The 17300-nt window shown below is 72.6% G+C and carries 17 protein-coding genes; 5 read left to right on the top strand and 12 right to left on the bottom strand.

What is annotated here, in order from left to right; genetic code table 11:
- Positions 1-8 precede the first annotated feature (8 nt).
- Entirely contained in the window at positions 9-383 is a 375-nt protein-coding gene (locus ACIHCM_RS20440) for a cupin domain-containing protein (RefSeq protein ID WP_399897739.1), read from the bottom strand.
- Between the two features lie 103 nt (positions 384-486).
- On the opposite strand from ACIHCM_RS20440, the gene ACIHCM_RS20435 reads away from it, so the two are divergent.
- Together ACIHCM_RS20435 and ACIHCM_RS20430 are read left to right on the top strand one after the other, a co-directional pair.
- Positions 487-930 (top strand): MarR family winged helix-turn-helix transcriptional regulator, encoded by a 444-nt coding sequence (locus ACIHCM_RS20435; protein ID WP_399897736.1) that lies wholly within the window; start codon positions 487-489, stop codon positions 928-930.
- A gap of 146 nt (positions 931-1076) precedes the next feature.
- Positions 1077-1961, top strand: coding sequence for an esterase/lipase family protein (locus ACIHCM_RS20430; protein WP_399897733.1), 885 nt, complete (start codon positions 1077-1079; stop codon positions 1959-1961).
- A gap of 65 nt (positions 1962-2026) precedes the next feature.
- Here the strand turns inward: ACIHCM_RS20430 and ACIHCM_RS20425 are convergent, their stop codons facing one another.
- Positions 2027-3082, bottom strand: a complete 1056-nt coding sequence (locus ACIHCM_RS20425; RefSeq protein ID WP_399897730.1) for a lytic polysaccharide monooxygenase — start codon at positions 3080-3082, stop codon at positions 2027-2029.
- Positions 3083-3292: 210 nt separating this feature from the next.
- The gene (locus ACIHCM_RS20420; protein ID WP_399897727.1) at positions 3293-3430 is read right to left on the bottom strand and encodes a hypothetical protein; all 138 of its coding nucleotides are present in this window, start codon (positions 3428-3430) and stop codon (positions 3293-3295) included.
- 140 nt (positions 3431-3570) lie between these two features.
- Here ACIHCM_RS20420 and ACIHCM_RS20415 point away from each other — a divergent pair, with 140 nt between their 5' ends.
- Complete coding sequence (locus tag ACIHCM_RS20415; protein ID WP_399897724.1) at positions 3571-4212, top strand: class I SAM-dependent methyltransferase; 642 nt, start codon at positions 3571-3573, stop codon at positions 4210-4212.
- Between the two features lie 3 nt (positions 4213-4215).
- Here ACIHCM_RS20415 and ACIHCM_RS20410 read toward each other — a convergent pair whose 3' ends face one another.
- Complete coding sequence (locus ACIHCM_RS20410) at positions 4216-4719, bottom strand: DUF402 domain-containing protein (RefSeq protein ID WP_399897721.1); 504 nt, start codon at positions 4717-4719, stop codon at positions 4216-4218.
- Positions 4700-5662 carry a GNAT family N-acetyltransferase gene (locus ACIHCM_RS20405; protein ID WP_399897718.1) on the bottom strand — a complete coding sequence of 321 codons (963 nt, stop codon included), beginning with the start codon at positions 5660-5662 and terminating at the stop codon, positions 4700-4702. The genes ACIHCM_RS20410 and ACIHCM_RS20405 overlap by 20 nt, the downstream gene beginning before the upstream one ends.
- 71 nt (positions 5663-5733) lie before the next feature.
- Between ACIHCM_RS20405 and ACIHCM_RS20400 the strand changes: the two genes are divergently transcribed.
- Positions 5734-6111 (top strand): GntR family transcriptional regulator, encoded by a 378-nt coding sequence (locus ACIHCM_RS20400; protein WP_399897715.1) that lies wholly within the window; start codon positions 5734-5736, stop codon positions 6109-6111.
- Positions 6112-6141: 30 nt separating this feature from the next.
- Here the strand turns inward: ACIHCM_RS20400 and ACIHCM_RS20395 are convergent, their stop codons facing one another.
- Both ACIHCM_RS20395 and ACIHCM_RS20390 read right to left on the bottom strand, forming a co-directional pair.
- Complete coding sequence (locus ACIHCM_RS20395) at positions 6142-6915, bottom strand: DUF72 domain-containing protein (RefSeq protein ID WP_399897712.1); 774 nt, start codon at positions 6913-6915, stop codon at positions 6142-6144.
- A gap of 29 nt (positions 6916-6944) precedes the next feature.
- Positions 6945-8039, bottom strand: a complete 1095-nt coding sequence (locus tag ACIHCM_RS20390; protein ID WP_399897709.1) for a DUF5925 domain-containing protein — start codon at positions 8037-8039, stop codon at positions 6945-6947.
- Positions 8040-8207: 168 nt separating this feature from the next.
- On the opposite strand from ACIHCM_RS20390, the gene ACIHCM_RS20385 reads away from it, so the two are divergent.
- Positions 8208-9620, top strand: a complete 1413-nt coding sequence (locus tag ACIHCM_RS20385; protein WP_399897706.1) for a xylan 1,4-beta-xylosidase — start codon at positions 8208-8210, stop codon at positions 9618-9620.
- 4 nt (positions 9621-9624) lie between these two features.
- Here ACIHCM_RS20385 and ACIHCM_RS20380 read toward each other — a convergent pair whose 3' ends face one another.
- The 5 genes from ACIHCM_RS20380 to ACIHCM_RS20360 form a co-directional block, all read right to left on the bottom strand.
- A complete protein-coding gene (locus ACIHCM_RS20380; RefSeq protein WP_399897703.1) occupies positions 9625-13275 on the bottom strand; it encodes a lipopolysaccharide biosynthesis protein in 3651 nt (1216 codons plus the stop codon).
- Positions 13268-14068, bottom strand: coding sequence for a polysaccharide deacetylase family protein (locus ACIHCM_RS20375; RefSeq protein WP_399897700.1), 801 nt, complete (start codon positions 14066-14068; stop codon positions 13268-13270). Before ACIHCM_RS20375 ends, ACIHCM_RS20380 begins: the two co-directional genes overlap by 8 nt.
- Positions 14061-15059, bottom strand: coding sequence for a glycosyltransferase family 2 protein (locus tag ACIHCM_RS20370; protein ID WP_399897697.1), 999 nt, complete (start codon positions 15057-15059; stop codon positions 14061-14063). Before ACIHCM_RS20370 ends, ACIHCM_RS20375 begins: the two co-directional genes overlap by 8 nt.
- Positions 15056-15877 (bottom strand): glycosyltransferase family 2 protein, encoded by an 822-nt coding sequence (locus ACIHCM_RS20365; RefSeq protein WP_399897694.1) that lies wholly within the window; start codon positions 15875-15877, stop codon positions 15056-15058. The genes ACIHCM_RS20370 and ACIHCM_RS20365 overlap by 4 nt, the downstream gene beginning before the upstream one ends.
- A 325-nt stretch (positions 15878-16202) precedes the next feature.
- Entirely contained in the window at positions 16203-17300 is a 1098-nt protein-coding gene (locus tag ACIHCM_RS20360; RefSeq protein WP_399897692.1) for a GNAT family N-acetyltransferase, read from the bottom strand.

Below are 17300 nucleotides of genomic sequence, written 5' to 3'. Positions count from 1 at the left end.
TCCCGCTCTCAGTTGGCCCACGGGGGTGCGATGCGGGTGCCGTCGGCCAGTTCCGCCCGGAGGCCGACGGAGGTGGTGACCCAGGTGACGGCGGTCCGGTCGGCCGGGTTCTCGACGGCGAAGGTGGCGCCCGGGTTGACGATCACTGTGTCGCCCGCGGTGATCCGGGTGGACTCGCCGTCGAGGGTGACCAGCAGGTCGCCGGTGAGCAGATGGAGGATCTCCTCGCGGGTCACCATGTGGGCGGGGGCCCGGGTGCCCGCGGGGATCTCACCGCGCCAGGCGCAGAGCTCCCGGCTGCCGGTGCGCGGGGTGGCGTACGAGACGAAGCGGGCGCCGTGCAGGTCGTGGGTGACGGCTTCGGACGAGCGGACGACGGGCATGGGTGGACTCCGGCCTGAGATATTGGTCAAGCTTCTTGACTATCTGGGTCGTGCCTATGGTCAAGCTGCTTGACCGATTCGTCAAGGGTGTTTGAATGCCCTCGTGCAGAACTCCGAGGCCCTCTCCCTCTCCTCCGCCCTGCTCGCCGCCGCCGGTGAGCTGACGCGGCATATCAACGACGGTGTCGTCGCCCGCGGTTTCGAAGGACGGCCGGTGTACGGCTTCGCGTTCGCCCGGCTCGCCCCGGACGGCGCGACCGCCACCGATCTCGCCGCGCACCTCGGTGTCACCAAGCAGGCCGCGAGTCAGCTCGTCGACGAGCTGGTGCGCAAGGGGTACGTCGAACGCCGGCCGCATCCGGAGGACGCGCGGGCGCGGCTCGTGGTGCTGACCGGGCGCGGCCGGGAGTGTGCGCGGGCCGCGGAGGAGGCGGCCGCGGAGGCGGTGCGTGCGTGGGGGGAGCTGCTCGGCGAGCGGGAAGTCCGGGCGCTCGGGCGGCACCTGCTGCGCATCGCGCCCAACGGGCCCGTGCGCCCTTCCTGGTGACCGGCTATCACTGGAAGTTTTTACTGACGCGTAACTTCCCCCTTGAACTACTCACCCGTAACTTGACGGGTGAACAGCATCCTCGTGATCCGGATCACAGGGCGTAAGGCCATCGCACCTCCCTTGAGCCGCAAGGAGATCACCCGATGCTGCCCTGGAAACGAGTGCTCAGACCCGTGGTCGCGCTGCTGCTGACCGCCGCGGTCGCCACCCTCCCCGCCGCCACCACCGCCAGCGCGGCCACCACCGCGGGCGCCACCACCGCCGCTCCCAGCCGGGGGTGGAACGACTACTCCTGCAAGCCCTCCGCCGCCCACCCCCGCCCCGTCGTCCTGGTCCACGGCACGTTCGGCAACTCCGTCGACAACTGGCTGGGACTCGCCCCGTACCTGACGAACCGCGGCTACTGCGTCTTCTCCCTCGACTACGGCCGGCTGCCCGGCGTCCCGTTCTTCCACGGCCTCGGCCCCATCGAGAAGTCGGCCGAACAGCTCGACGCGTTCGTCGACAAGGTGCTCGCCGCGACCGGCGCCGCCGAGGCCGACCTCGTCGGGCACTCGCAGGGCGGCATGATGCCCCGCCACTACCTCAAGTTCCTCGGCGGAGCGGCCGAGGTGAACGCCCTCGTCGGCATCGCCCCCGACAACCACGGCACGACCCTGTCCGGCCTCACCCAGCTGCTGCCCTACTTCCCCGGCGCCGAGGACCTGCTCTCCACCGCCACCCCGGCCCTCGCCGACCAGATCGCCGGCTCCGCCTTCCTCACCAAGCTCAACGCGGGCGGCGACACCGTGCCCGGCGTGCGGTACACGGTCATCGCCACCAAGTACGACCAGGTGGTCACGCCGTACCGCAGCCAGTTCCTGAACGGGCCGGACGTACGCAACGTACTGCTCCAGGACCTGTGCCCGGTCGACCTCTCCGAGCACCTGGCGATCGGGCTGTTCGACCGGATCGCCTTCCACGAGGTGGCCAACGCCCTGGACCCGGCGCGGGCCAAGCCGACCACCTGCGCCTCCGTGTTCAGCTGACCGCCCGCCCCGCGGCGCCGGGGCCTGACCGGCCTGAGCCGCCGGTCAGGCCCCGGCGCACGGGATCAGCGGCCGTGCCGCCCGCCGCTCGCCGCCCGCCGGCGGACCGACGCGAACAGGGCCGCGGAGCCCAGCGCGAGCGCGGCCGCGCCGCCGACGGCGATGTACGTGGTGCCGCTGTCGCCGCCGGTCTCGGCGAGGTTCTCGGAAGTCCCGGCGGCGGCCGCCTTGGGCTGGTTGGCCGTGGGGGCCTCCGGGGCGGCGTCCTCGGCGGCCGGCTCCGCGGAGGTGGCGGGGTCGTCGTCGCCGTGGCCGTGGTTCTCCACGGTGGAGTGCTCGGTGCCCGCCTCGATCTGCTCGTCGGTGGGCGCGGAGGCGCTGGGGGCGGGCGCCGCGGAGCCGTCGCCGCCGCTCTGGCCACCCTCGCCGTTGTCGCCGGCACCGGCACCGGCACCGGCACCGGCGTCGGTGTCGCCGCCGTTGCCGCCGCCGAAGGTGACGTCCGAGCAGGAGTAGAAGGCCTCCGGGCTGTCCGAACGCTGCCAGACCGCGTACAGGACGTGCTTGCCGGAGCGCTCCGGGAGGCTGCCGGAGAAGGTGTAGAAGCCACCCGACGCGGCCGGGTCGGTGACCGTGGCCACCGGGTTCGCCAGATCCAGGTCGCCCCAGCCGAGCGCCTTGGCGGGGTCGAAACCGGGCTTGGTGACATAGACCTTGAAGGTGCCCTTGTGCGGAGCGGTCACGCGGTACTTGAAGGTGTACGACCCGCTGCTCACGGACGTCGCGGGCCAGTCGGCGCGGGCCAGGTCGAGGCCCTTGAACGCCTCGTTGTTCGCGCTGCACAGCTTGCCGTCCGGGATGAGCGCCTCGTGCTGCCCGGCCGCGTTGCCGATGCGGACGCCGTTCCAGTCGTACAGGGCCTGGGTGCCGCCCGCCGCGACCGCCGCCTTGCACGCGTCCGACCTCGGACTCTCCGGTCCCTCCGCGTAGCACTGGGAGACGCGGCTGACCGGGTCGCCCATCGAGCCGTGCGCGGACGCGGGCGCGGTGGACAGCGCGGTCAGGGCGAGCGGGGCGATGCCGACGGCGGCGACGGCGGCGGCCTTGCGGCGTGCGGGCATGGGGGAACTCCTCGTGCGGTCACTGGGGGCGGATCCCGGGGGGGTGGTCCCGGAAGGGATCCCGTGGGGGGCGTTCAGAAGCTAGCCCGAAGAGACCGCGAAATCGCCTGCTGAGGGCGGTGGAGGGAGATCCTTATGGTCCCTTTAAGGGACCGCTCAGACTGCGCTGAGGTAGGTGCCGTCGGCGGGCGCCGTGCGCCCGGTCATGAATCAGCCGGCCGGCCACCAGGTGCGTGCGATGTCCTTGCGCACCTCGGGCCGGCGTTCGTAGGTGGGCTCGTCGGTCTCCTCGCGGAGTCTTCGGGAGTCCGTCTTCCGCGGGGGCTTGTGCACTGTGACTCGGCGCATGGCTGCCTCCTTCAGTGCCTACCGGGTTCCGTGTTCTCACGGAGGTAGACCCATTTCGGGGAGAGTTCCTCATCGCTGCCGGTATGTCTGTGGCGGCCGTCACGATTCGACTGTCAGTGGCTGCTGTCACCCTGAGTGCCATGACGGACCACAGTGCGGATCGGGGCGCGGACCACAAGGGCGGGCCGGCCTCGGCGGGCGGCGTGGACTGGGACGCGCGGGCCGCCACCTTCGACGACGAGCCGGATCACGGGCTGCGTGATCCCGGCGTGCGGGACGCCTGGGCGCGCCGGCTGCGCTCCTGGCTGCCCGGCGCCCCCGGCGACATCCTCGACCTCGGCTGCGGCACCGGCAGCCTGTCGCTCCTCGCGGCCGAGCAGGGACACCGCGTCACCGGAGTCGATCTCTCCCCAGCCATGGTGGAACTGGCCCGCGCCAAGTCCGCTGGGCGTGACGCCGTGTTCGTGGTCGGTGACGCGGCGGCACCACCGGTGGGGCAGCGGCGATTCGACGTCGTGCTCGTGCGGCACGTGCTGTGGGCGCTGCCGGATCCGGGCGGGGCGTTGCGGCACTGGCGGGGGTTGCTGCGGCCGGGAGGGCGGCTGGTGCTGGTCGAGGGTGTCTGGGGGACGGTGACGCCCGTGGGCGTCGCCGCCGGCCGGCTGTGCGAGCTGCTCGGGCCGGTCGCCGGGTCGGTGCGGGTGGAGCGGCTGTCGGGGGACGCGGCGCTGTGGGGGAGGGCCGTGGACGACGAGCGGTACGCGGTCGTCGCCCAGGCGTGACGTTCAGCCGGCGAGCAGCGCCTCGAAGCCGTCGCCGCGTGCCAGTTCCTCCAGCGCGTCCAGAGCCGCCACGGCCGCGGCGGCCGCCTCCGGGTCCGTCGCGGTGAGCCCGCTCTGGGCGAACTCGTCCTCGTCCAGGCGGCGTACGTCCCTGCCGTCGGCCGAGCGCCACAGGTCCAGGTCGAGGTCCTCGACGACCAGTTCCGTGCCGGACAGCACCGCCGGGCGGGCGATGTCGCAGTACCAGCCCTTGAGTACGCCGGACGGGCCGCGGACCTCCATCACCGCGTACCAGCGGTCCCGCCAGTAGTACTCGGTGAAGACGTCCCCGGGCTCGAAGCGCACGAAGCCGAAGTCGCGTACGCCGGTGCCCGCGAAGGGGGCGCGGACCACGATCCGGGTGCCGTCGTCCTGGAGCAGCTCCGCCGGGTAGCGGATCTTGGTCCGGCCCGCCTTGAGCAGGACGACGTCCACCCGGCGGCCCGGCTCAGACGAGTTCGCGGACATGGCGCACCTCCGTCGCGCAGATCTCGTACCCGAACCACTTGTTGATGGCGAGCATCGGGCCGTTACCGGCGTCGTTGCCCGTGAACGCCTCCGTGTACCCGGCGGCGCGGGCACGGTGCAGGCAGGCGTTCTTGGCGAGCTTGGCCAGGCCCCGGCCGCGGAAGGCGCGGGCCGTCCCCGTCATGGCGGTGCTGATGGGGGTCCCCCCGCTCGAGCGCGTTCGAGAGTGGGGGAGGGTGCCGTCCGTATAGGCGACGCTGAAGGCGGCCGGGCGGCCGTCGACGACCACGACCGAGGTGAGGCCGAGGTCGAGGAGTGGGTGCTTCCAGGTCTCCTCGATCCAGGCCTCGTAGTCGGTGAACTCCGTTTCGATGTCGCTGGGTTCGTCGGATGTCGTCTCCGCGTCCAGTGCGAACATCGGACGCGGGTCGTCGGCGTAGTCGGCGGCCGTGCGCACCTCGACTCCGGGTGGCGGGTCCTGGAGCGGTGGCAGGGCGCGGTGCGCCAGGTCCAGGCGGAGGAAGTGCGCCGAGCGGCTCGCGCCGTAGCCGTGGCCTTCGGCGAAGGCGCGGTTGGCGGGCTCGTCAAGGACCCAGGAGTAGAGCTTGGTCGCCCCGTGGGCCACCAGGTGTTCCTCGGCCGCCCGGACCAGCAGCGACCCGGCGCCGCGCCGTGTCCGCTCCGGGTGGACGTAGACGTTCAGGGAGCCCTGACCGGGCTCCGGGCTGTCGTGCGCCAGGCTCACCTGTGCGGTCCCGACCACCTCGCCGTCCTCCTCCGCGACGAGGGAACGGAAGCGGGCGTCGGGGTGGGTCCGGGTCAGATGGTGGACGACGGACTCCGGCGTGGCCAGCATGAAAGGCAGAGCCAGCCGGCGCACACGGGCGAACGCCTCGACGTCGGTCCGGACATCGGGGCGGAGGTCGCGCACGATCACTGTCATGGGGGCGCACGCTACGCGGGGGGACGGGACGGATGCCTCCCATTTTCCGGCGGGTACGGGAGAATCGGGCCGTGACCTTGAAGATCCACATTGACGAGAGCGCCGCGGAGGCGCCGTACGAGCAGGTGCGGGCGCAGATCTCCGCGCAGGCACGCTCGGGAGCGCTGCCGGTGGGGTACCGGCTGCCGACGGTCCGGGGGCTGGCCGAGACGCTGGGGCTGGCCGCGAACACGGTGGCGAAGGCGTACCGCGCGCTGGAGACGGACGGAGTGATCGAGACGCGGGGGCGCAACGGGACGTTCGTCGCCGCGGCGGGGCCGGCGGCGCAGCGGGAGGCGGCGGGGGCCGCGCAGGCCTATGCCGAGCGGGCGCGGCGGCTGGGGCTCTCGGAGGCGGATGCGCTGGCGGCTGCGCGGGACGCCCTGCGGGCGGCTTACGGAGCGGGGTGAGCCAATAAGGTCAAGGTTGAGCCAATACGGTCAAGCAGGACTGTGCAGGTGCTCCGGCGTGCGCGTGACCCTCCACCCCGTGCGCCTCGCCAGCTCCGCGAACGTCATCGCGTCCTCCACCGCCGCCCCGCCCGGGTCGTTGTTGAAGTACACGTACACGTCGCGGTCGTCGGGGAACGCGGCCGTGATGCGGTGGAGCCAGGTCCGCAGGGCCTGCCTGCCGTAGTGGGGCCAGGGCTGGGCGCGGCCCTGGTGGAAGCGGACGTAGCCCCACCCGGTGGTGCGCCAGAGCGGTGTCGCGGGCCGGGAGCGGACGTCGGCCCAGCACAGTGCCGCCCCGCGCGAGCGCAGCACCTCCTCCACCTCCGGCGTCCACCAGGAGTCGTGCCGGGGTTCGACCGCGATCCGCGTCCCGGAGGGGAAACAGGCCAGGCAGGCGTCCAGCAGCCCGGGATCCGCGCGCAGGTTCGGCGGGAGCTGCAGCAGGACCGGGCCGAGGCGCCCGGCGAGCCCGGACGCGTGGGTCATCAGGCGCCGTACCGGCTCCTCGGGGTCCTTCAGGCGCTTGATGTGCGTCAGATAGCGGCTGGCCTTGACCGCCACCACGAAGTCCGGCGGCACCCGGTCCCGCCATGCCGCGAAGTTCTCCCGCGTCGGCAGCCGGTAGAACGCGTTGTTGATCTCGACCGTGGCGAACCCCTCGGCGTACTCCTCCAGCCACAGCCGCAGGGGGCAGCCCTGCGGGTACAGCAGCCCCCGCCAGTCCTTGTACTGCCACCCCGACGTGCCGACGAACAGGGTCATACGTCCATCAAAGCACCGCGGGCGAGCCCCTACAGGTACAGCCCCGCCTCCGACCCGCCCCGCGGCTCCGGCAGCGCCGTCGGGGACGTGCCCCGGCGCAGCGCGTACAGCTCCGCCAGCGTCGCCCCCTCCCGGCCGACCCCCTCCTCGGTGCCCAGCCAGGTGACCGCCTCCCGCCGGGTCAGCGGCCCCACCTCGATCCGGGCCAGACAGCGGCCGGGGCGGACGACGGCGGGGTGCAGCCGTTCCAGGTCCTCGTTGGTCGTGACCCCGACCAGCACGTTGCGGCCCTGGCCCAGCAGTCCGTCCGTCAGGTTCAGCAGCCGCGACAGCGCCTGCCCCGCCGTGTGCTTGGCCTCGCCGCGGATCAGTTCGTCGCAGTCCTCCAGCAGCAGCAGCCGCCAGCGGCCCTTGCCCGCCGCGTCCTCCTCGCCGATCGCGATGTCCATCAGGTAGCCGACGTCGCTGAACAGCCGCTCCGGGTCCAGGACGCAGTCCACCTGGCACCAGTCCCGCCACGAGCGGGCCAGCGTGCGCAGCGCCGACGTCTTGCCGGTGCCCGGCGGGCCGTGCAGCAGCAGCAGCCGGCCCGCGATGTCCTCCGGCGTCGTCTTCATCAGCCGGTCCATGGCGTCCGCGACCGGCGCGGTGTAGTTGGGGCGCACCTCCTCCCAGGTGCCCGCCGAGATCTGCCGGGTCGTGCGGTGCGGGCCGCGCCTGGGGGAGACGTACCAGAAGCCCATCGTCACGTTCTCCGGCTGCGGCTCGGGTTCGTCCGCCGCGCCGTCCGTCGCCTGGTCGAGGACCTTCTTGGCCAGGTCGGCGCTGGTCGCGGTCACCGTGACGTCCGCGCCCCGGTTCCAGCGGGAGACCAGCAGCGTCCAGCCGTCGCCCTCCGCGAGCGTGGCGCTGCGGTCGTCGTCGCGGGCCACGCGCAGCACGCGCGCGCCCGGCGGCAGCAGCGTCGCCCCGGAGCGGACCCGGTCGATGTTCACCGCGTGCGAGTACGGCTGCTCGCCCGTCGCGAAGCGGCCGAGGAACAGCGCGTCGACGACGTCGGACGGCGAGTCGCTGTCGTCGACGTGGAGCCGGATCGGCAGAGCGTCGTGTGGGTTCGCAGACATGCCGCCATGATCGGGCACACGGGCGCCCCGTGCACCCGCTTTCCGAGGTGCGCGTGGAGTGTCGGCACCGCGCCCCTCCTCCACCCGTGCCCCGGTACGTCCGCGTCCCGGGTCGTACATGTGCGACATCTGCCCCGACCCCCGCCCCCGCGGATACTGTTGCCCCCGATGGCACGTCATGAGTGGCACACGGGGGCACGGCGGTGGCGGCTCACCGCGCTGCTCGGCGTGTCGGCGGCCGTCGTGGCGCTGGTGGTGACCCTGGTCAGCACCCTCCCCGGCGACCGGGCGACGAGCACCGCCGGCACCTCGCCCGACGGCGACAAGGCGCACGGCACGCCCGTCACCCCGCCCGGCGAGCCGCGACCCGACGTCGGCTGGGGCTTCACCCACACCCAGTTCAGCGCCGACGAGGGCGCGGCCGCGGCGGTGGCGCGGATCAGCGGCAGCCTCCGACGGTCCGGGCTGCCGCAGAACCAGCACATCATGGGCTGGGGCGCCGACAACCCCGAGCCGGTGAAGGGCCGTTACGACTTCGCCGCCCTCGACCGCCGGGTCGACTTCGTCCGCGCCTCCGGCGGCACGCCGGTGATCACGCTGTGCTGCGCCCCGGACTGGATGAAGGGCGGGGAGGCCGGAGCCGGCAACACGGACTGGAGCCAGGAGGCCCTGGAGACCGCCCCGCGGCCCGAGCACTACGCCGACTTCGCCGCGCTCGCGGCGACGGTCGCCCGGCGCTATCCCGACGTACGCCACTTCATCGTCTGGAACGAGTTCAAGGGTTTCTGGAACGACGCCGAGCAGCGCTGGGACCACGAGGGCTACACCGAGCTCTACAACCTGGTTCACAAGGCGCTGAAAGCCGTCGACCAGGACATCAGGGTGGGCGGGCCCTACCTGGTGATGGACAGCGTCGACCCACGGGCGGAGATCGCCTCCACCACACTCAAGGGCCCCTGGGGCGCACTGGACCAGCGGGTCCTCGACGCCTTCGCCTACTGGAACGAGCACAAGGCGGGCGCCGACTTCGTCGTCGTGGACGGCTCCAGCTACACCAAGGACGACGAGCTGCTGCCGGACGAGTTCGCCGCGACGGAGAAGTTCACGGACGTCGGCCGGTGGGTGCGTCGGCAGACCGGCGGCGGGCTGCCCCTGTGGTGGGCCGAGTACTACGTCGAGCCCGCCGACGGCAACGACGACCGGCACGGCTGGTCCGAGCCCCACCGTCGCGCTGTCCAGGCCGCCGCCATGATCGCCATGGTCCGGGGCGGCGCGTCCTCCGGCTTCTACTGGAACCCGCAGGAGGAGACCGGCCCCGGCTGCCCCGGCTGTCTGTGGTCACCTACCGGCACCGGGGACGGGGGCGGCACGCTGCCCATGTACGACCTGCTCGCCCGCTTCGGCACCGAGTTCCCGCCCGGGACGGCGTACGAGAGCGTGGCCGCCCCGGCCGGCGTCCGCGTCCTCGCCACCGGCAGGACGCTCCTCGTCGTCAACACCCGTGACCGGGCGATCGGCGCCGAGGTCGACGGCAAGCGCCTCGCCCTGCGGGCCCAGGAGGTGAAGTGGGTGAAGCGGTAGCGCGTCACCGCATCGTCAGGAACCGCTGCACGAGCGCCGCGCACACCACCGCCAGCAGCGGCAGCGAGAACCAGAAGCTGCCCTGGAGCCACCGCAGTTGCCGCACCCCCGGCCGCGCCGCCACCCGGACCACCTCCCGTGCCGACAGCAGCACGATCAGCGCGACGGCCGCGAGGGCCCCCACCACGGACCAGGGCGTCCAGGTCACCAGCGGCCCCGGCGGGCCGGGGCCGGCCTCGGGGACGGGGCCGGCCGGCTGCCGGGCGAGGGCGTAGACCGCGGCGTCCGCGCCGGCGAAGACCCTCCGCAGCTCCGGCCGCCCGTCCAGGTTCCGGATCAGCCGGGACCCCCAGGACCGCGGGTAGCCGGCGTCCATGCGCAGAGAGGTGAGCTGACCGCTGTTGACCATCAGATACGAGTGCGGACCGGCGTCCTTCAGCGCCTTGACCAGACCCGCCACCAGCGCCGGGTCGGCCGGCGCCTGCGTCGGCAGGTACCGCACCTTCTCCATGTCCCGCGCGCCCCACGGCATCGCGGGTGTCACGGTCTGAATCGGGTCGTCGCTGAGCCACAGCAGCCGCACGCTCGGGTCGTCGTGCGCGTACACGAACTCCATGGCGGCGACCTCGCCCGGCCGCACCCGTTCGAACGGCTCGTTCCCCCAGCGCGCCACCAGGAACCCGCCCATCAGCACCAGCCCCGCCAGCAGCGCGGCCAGTGGGGCGAGGCGCGCCCGGTTCCCGTCCCCGCGCGCGGCGCTGACGTCCGCGCGCGGGAAGAGCGCGAGGCCCGCCAGCAGGGCGGCGCCGGGCAGCGCGAACAGGAAGACACGCAGCGCCATCTCGCCGCCGTACGACTGCATGCCGAAGCCGAGGAACGGCACGAAGGTCAGCACCAGCAGCGACCGCTCACGGTACTTGTGCGCGCGCCGCCGCCACCAGCCGAGGCAGGCGAGGGCCAGCACACCCCCGGCGAGCGCCACGCGCGCGTACAGCACGAGCTTGTGGATCGAATCGCCGCCCTCGATCCGCCCGGACACCGACGACGACACATTGCCGCCGACGCCCCCCACCCCGCCGAACAGCTCGTCGAAGTGCCCCGACCAGTAGGGCTCGGCCATGAAACCGATCCAGGCCACGACCATCACCCCGAACAGCAGGGGCAGCCCGCGCAGTTCGATTCCGCCGATCAGGACGAGGACGGTGAGCACGCCCAGCATCACGAACGGCGTGAGCTGGTGGGCCGGGACGGTGGCCGCGAACAGCGCGATCACGACGAGCAGCAACGCCGCCCGCTGCCGCCGGCCGGCCGGCTCCACCTCCGCCTCGCCGGGGCGGAACCTCGTCCAGATCACACGCGGGGCGCGGAACCAGACCAGCAGGACGGCCACCAGGACGAGGTACAGCAGATAGGTGAAGCCCTGCGGGGAGAAGTAGTCCTGACCGACCCAGCCGCTCAGCGCGAAGATCCAGACGCCGGCCCACCGGGCGCGCCAGCTCGCCCGGAGCGCGCGTGTCAGCAGGAACAGCGGTGCCAGGTAGAGCAGTTGGACGGTCAGCGGCCACCAGCGGATGACCTCGGTGAAGTCGCCGACCCCACACGCCTGGGCGACGAAGGCGGCCACCGCGAAGAAGCCGGGCCAGCTCCAGCGCGCGTCCAGGTCCGGTACCGCCGTGCCGGTGCGGTCGATGTGGTCGAGGAAGCCCAGGTGTTGCCAGGCCGTGGCGAACCGGGGCTCGGTCTCGATCACGGCGGGCAGCGCGTGCAGCGACACGACCGTCGCCAGCAGCGTGACCAGCACCAGCGTGCGGTGCTCGACCGCGGGCCCGAGGAGTGCGGCGAACACCGCGACCAGGAGTGCGGCGCCGATCAGCGTCGGGACGGGCAGCACGGAGACCAGGCCCAGCCCGTTCATGCGGTCCAGGTCCGACTCGCCGAGGCGGGACGCCGGGACCCAGTAGAGCAGCAGCGCGGCGACCAGCACGAAGCCGAGGACCGCACCGAGGCGGGTGGGCATCAGCCGCTGCCGCCGGGGGACCCGCGGGCGCGGCTCCCGCGCCGCCCCGTCCGGCACGGGCTCCGGCTTCTCCGCCGCCGACACCGGCACCCCCGTGGGCGGCGTGCCCGGTCCCGGCCGCACGTCCGGCCGCCGTTCCTGATGGTCGAAGTCGACCGGGAGGCCGAGCGCGAGGGTGTCGCTGTCGAGCGCCCAGGCCGGTCCGCGCCTGCGCGCCGGGCCGGACGCCGCCGGGACCTCGCGCGTCCCCAGGTCGGCGAGGTCCCCGTCGGGTGCCGCACCCGGCGGGACGTCGGACGCGGCGCCCCGGAGGGTGCGGTACAGCCTGGGTGCCGCGATCGCCACGATCACCGAGAGGCTGGCGATCTCGGCGACGCCCGCCCCGGCCAGCCCCATCCGCGGCAGCAGCACCAGCGTCAGGCCGAGCACCAGCGCGCACAACAGGCCCTGCAGCCAAGCCAGTTCCGCGGTACGGCTCCGGGCGCGCAGCACCGCGAAGTACGTCTCCATGACGACGCGCAGCACCGCCCCGGCCGCGAACCAGCGCAGCAGCGGCGTCGCCGCGTCCGCGTAACCCGAGCCGAACACGCCGAGGATCCAGGGCGCGCCGAAGAACAGCACGGCCGCGACCGGCAGCATGATCCGGGCCATCCGCCGCAGCGCGGCCCGGGTGTCGGAGGCGAGCCTGCCCGGCTCGTGCGAGCCCTCGACGGTCAGCGAGGCGCCCATGTTGATGGCGAGCAGGTTCACCGTGCCGCCGATGGTGGCGGTGATGTAGAAGTACGCGTTGTCCTCGGCGCCGACCTGCGCGGCCACGATCACCGGCACCAGATAGACCACGGCGAGCGAGAACAACGACCCGGTGCAGTCCCCCGCGAGGAACCGCCCGGCCTCCCTCAGCGTCGGCGGCCGTGCGTGCTCCCCGGTTTCCGCCACGTGCCGGGGCACCAGACGCCGGAACACCAGCCAGCCCAGCGGCAGCACCGACGTGGCGATCGCCGCGACCCAGGAGACGAAGACCCCGGTCGTCGGGATCGCCACCGCGAACGCGAGCAGCAGCCCCAGCTTCACCGCCGAGAACACGGTGTTCCCGACCGGCACCCACAGCGCGTTGCGCAGCCCGGTGAGCACACCGTCCTGGAGGGTGAGCAGGTTCCAGGCGACGACGGCCACCACGAAACCGGCGGCGGCCAGTGGCGCGTGCAGGAAGCGGTACGACGGTCCCCACGCGTCCAGTGTCAGCAGGAAGACGCCCGTGGCCAGCGCCACCACGAGCGAACTGCCCGCGTACGTCCGCAGGATCAGCCGCCCGGTGCCCCGGCCGGCGACCGGTATGAACCGGGCCAGGGCACCGGTGAGCGTCACCGCGGTGAGCCCCGCGAGGAGCTTCATCGCGGCGATCGCCGCGGAGCCCTGGCCGACCGCCGCCTCGGAGTAGTGGCGGGCGGCGAGCAGCCAGTAGCCGAGGCCGAGCACGGCGCTGATGCCGGTGTTCAGCATCAGCGCGTAGGCGTTGCGCAGCAGCTGGCCACCGCCCGGCGACCGGCCGAGCCCCGGCAGTCCCAGCCTGCGCCGGGGCTCCCCGGTGATCTCCTTCCGGGTCGGTTCGGCCTGTGCTGTGGTGGTCGTGTCAGACACGGGTACGGGTGGCCTTCCGGCGAACCTGACGTGCTCTGCGGACCATCGCGTACCCCTTGGTGAGGGCGCGGTCCCTGGCAAAGGTGCGGATGAGCGCGCGGCCCTCGACGAGCCGCTCGAACTCCTCGATCCCGGTGCTGCGGCGCACGGTGACCCGGCGCAGGGCGTACGGCCCCTGGGCGGGGCGGGCGAGGTCGTTGCCGACGGCGAGCGCCTGACCGAAGCCCGCGGCCCGCACCTCCTGGCGGACCCGGCGGCTGGAGTAGCCGTAGGGGTAGGCGAATGACACGGGCCGGGCGCCCAGTTCACCGGCGACCACGTCCCGGCAGCGGCTCAGCTCGATGCGCAGGGCTGCGTCGCCGAGCTGGTCGAGCTGCGGGTGGCTGTGGCTGTGACCGCCGATCTCGACGCCGGACCCGGCCAGTTCGCGCACCTGGTCCCAGTCGAGCATGCGGTCCAGGCCGCCCCCGGTGTCGTGGGCGCCCTTGATCCAGCCGGTGGAGACGAACAGGGTGGCCGGGAAGCCGTGCTTGGTGAGCACCGGCAGGGCGTGGCCGTGGACCCCCTCGTAGCCGTCGTCGAAGGTGACCAGGACCGGGCGCCGCGGCAGCGGACGCCCGGAGCGCCAGCGCCCCGCGAGGTCGGCCGTGGTGACCGGGGTGAGTCCCAGGTCGCCGATGACCTCCATCTGCCGCGCGAAGGCCTCCGGGGTGACCGACAGGGCGCGGGTCGCGTCGTTCGGCTCGGACGCGACCGCGTGGTACATGAGTATCGGAACGCGGTTGTCAGACACGTCTGCTGCCTCCGATCGGCGCCGTCGGGAACGCCGTGCCGTTCCTGCGCGCCCGCACGCTGCCCACGACGTAGCCGCCGGCCGCCGCGCACACGCCCGCGACGATCGCCCCGGCTCTGCCCGCACCGCCCGGACGGGCCAGCACCGCGTCGCGCAGACCGCGCGCCACCCCGGCCGGCAGCACCCGGGCCGCGTACCGGCGTTCGGACTCCAGCCCCTTCTGCGCCCCCACGCTCCGGGCGACCAGCGCCTTCGACAGGCCCTCGGCGTATGCCCGGGTGCGGAAGTAGCCGAACCGCTCGCGTCCCGGCGGCACCCGGTGGTGGATCACCGCTCGGTCGTCGATCAGCAGGACCGCCTCGGGCAGGGCGCGGGTGAGGCGGATGCACAGCTCCGTCTCCTCGCAGCCCAGCGGACGCCGGTCGCCGTCCCGTCCGATGCCCGTGGCGAAGCCGCCCGCCGCGTCGAACGCCGTGCGGCGGAACGACGCGTTGCCGCCCAGCACGTTGCGGACCCGGACCAGGCCACGCGGCAGGCCCCGATAGGTGCAGCCGACCACCCAGTCGAACTCCTTGGGGAACCAGTCGGGCCGGCGCCCGGACGCCCAGACGGGCTCCGTACGGCCGCCGACCGCCATCACGCGCGGATCGGCGTACGACGCCGCGAAGTGGCGCAGCCAGTCGCGTTCGGCGACGGCGTCGTCGTCGAGGAAGGCGATCACGTCGCCGTGCGCGGCGGCGATGCCGGTGTTGCGGCCCGCGGACAGGCCGCGGGGGCCCGCGTTGGCGAGCACCCGCACGACAGCGCCTTCCCCGCACTCCTCGTACTCCCGGGTGAGGCGGTCCAGGAGCGCCTCGTTGTGGTCCACGACCAGGAGCGTCTCCAGGGCCGGCCGGGACTGCGCCCGCACCGAGGCGACCGCCGCGAGGATGTCCTCCCAGCGGTCCTCGGTGTAAGCGCAGATCACGACGGAGATGTCGGGATCGCTCAAGAGACCTCTCCCCGGACCGTGCCGAGCACCGGCGAGGGGTGGTTGCGGCGGCGCAGCGCCCGCCGGTTGGACCGCTCCCGCAGGATCACCCGCAGCACCCGCAGCCCGTCGCGCACCGCGCTGAGGTTGCTGGTGCCGTGGATGCGGAGATACTCGTGGCTGGGGATCTCCTGGACCTTCAGCCCGGCCTTGACCACGCGGATGTTCATCAGCGTCTCGACCTCGAAGCCCGTGCAGTCGAGGTCGATCTTGTCCAGGCAGTGCCGCCAGAAGGCGTTGTAGCCGTAGCACAGGTCGGTGTAGCGGGCGCCGAACTTGCGGTTGACGACCGCGCACAGCGTGCGGTTGCCCATCTTGCGGATGAAGGTCATGTCGTCGGTGCCGCCGCCGTTGGCGAACCGGGACCCTTTGGCGAAGTCCGCGCCGGAGACCAGCGCGGAGACATAGCTGACGATCTCGTTGCCGTCGGCCGAGCCGTCCGCGTCGACCATCACGACGATGTCGCCGGTGCATGCGGCGAACCCGGTGATCAGCGCGTCACCCTTGCCCTTTCCGCGCTGTTCGACGACCTTCACGTCCGGCCACAGCTCCCGGGCGACCTCGACGGTGTTGTCGGTGGAATTGCCGTCCACCAGAACCACTTCGTGGATCCAGTCCGGAAGGGTCTTGAAGACGTACGGGAGATTCTCCGCCTCGTTCATGGCGGGAATCACCACGCTCACCGGCGGTGTGATCGCCAGGTGCGTGGATATCGGCCGGAAGGCGCCGGCCGTCGACGGATTCTGGTCGGTTGTCGCCGAGCCCAGAACAGAGCTCATGAGTCGATTTCCCTCTCGTCCGGTGGACCGCCCACCCCCGGGCGGCCCGGCTTTTTGTCCGGTGCGAAAGGGGGGTTTGTACTGGCACAGCTCACCAGCGCCCTGAAGGCAGCCGGTTGCGCGGACGGCTCGGTCACAGCTCACGTGTGACCGAACACGGCACCCCCCACCGCGCGCCGCCCCGGCACACCATCACGGCCCCTGAGCCCTCCCCTGGGTCCGCTGTGATGGCATTCCGGTGCGGATGAGATGTATGACGGTATTGACGTACCACTCCTTATGGCAAGACCTGCGACTTGGTCTCACCTTTCAGTCGGTATGGCCGTTACTGTCGAGCTGACCGGATCTTGCCCATGTGCTTCAGCAGTCTGTCCGCCGGCTCGAACAGTTCCGGTCGCGTCACCACGACATTGCGCAGTGCGCGCACCGGCGCGCGCCGGGCTCGATGCCCGAACGCGACAGGATGACGTCGCGTCACCCACCCTTCGGACACGAGAATTTCCCGCGTCTTCAAGGAATCCTTGTATTCCTTCTGGCCCCGCCCGAGATCGAGATAGGCGATTCCGTCGGCGGCGGCAGCCTCCGCCATGCGCAGATGCAGCACCAGCCCGGGGGAGTATTTCGAGTACGCCGGGTCGTACGCCGGGAACCAGCAGGCGAGCACCCGTTCCGTGCGCAGCCCGAAGTGGGCGGCGATCGGTCTGCCGCCCGCGTACAGCACCGACAGGACCCCGGCGAACCGCTCGGAGCGGGTGTGGAACAGCTGCTCCACCAGCCGCGTGATCCACTCGTGCGCGAAGCGGTCGCTGCGCCCGGTCCTGCGGTACTGCGCGGACTTCCACTCCATCAGCGTGCGCAGCGCGGCGGGGTCCCGCTCGTCGTGGACGTACACGACCTCGCCGGTGTCACGGCCCAGCTTGCGGTCCTTGGCGAGGGTGGTTCTGGTGAACTTCGGCGACCGGTCGCGCAACTGCGCCAGATATGCCTCGAACCCCTGGGCGACATCGATGACCGGGGACGGGAAGGTGCCGGAGGCGTGCGCCGCGAACGGCCGCTGGCCCTCCACCAGATGGTCGAACTCCCATACGGCGAGCCCGCAGGCCCGCAGCAGTTCCCGGGCGTCCCAGGTGAATCCGGGGCGGTGCACCACACCTTGCGCGTCCGAGACGCCGAGCCCGATGGCCCGGCCGACCCCTGCGGCGGTTCTCCGGAAGGGCAGGAACGCGGCGGGCTCGCCCTCCTCGCGGGCCACCGCGATCCGTACGCCGCGTCTGCACCGGCCCACGGCCAGGGTGAACTCCGGGGACAGGAACGGGTTCGCCAGCTCGGGCGACCCGTGCAGATGAGCCTTCGCCTGCATCGCCGTCCAGGCCGCCCGGTCGGCGGCGGTCAGCTCGCCGGGGCGGTACACACTGATGTCCAC

The sequence above is a fragment of the Streptomyces sp. NPDC052023 genome (assembly GCF_044548465.1).
Lineage (GTDB): Bacteria > Actinomycetota > Actinomycetes > Streptomycetales > Streptomycetaceae > Streptomyces.
The sequence above is the reverse complement of the archived record's forward strand: the minus strand, read 5'-3'. Positions and strand labels throughout refer to the sequence as shown.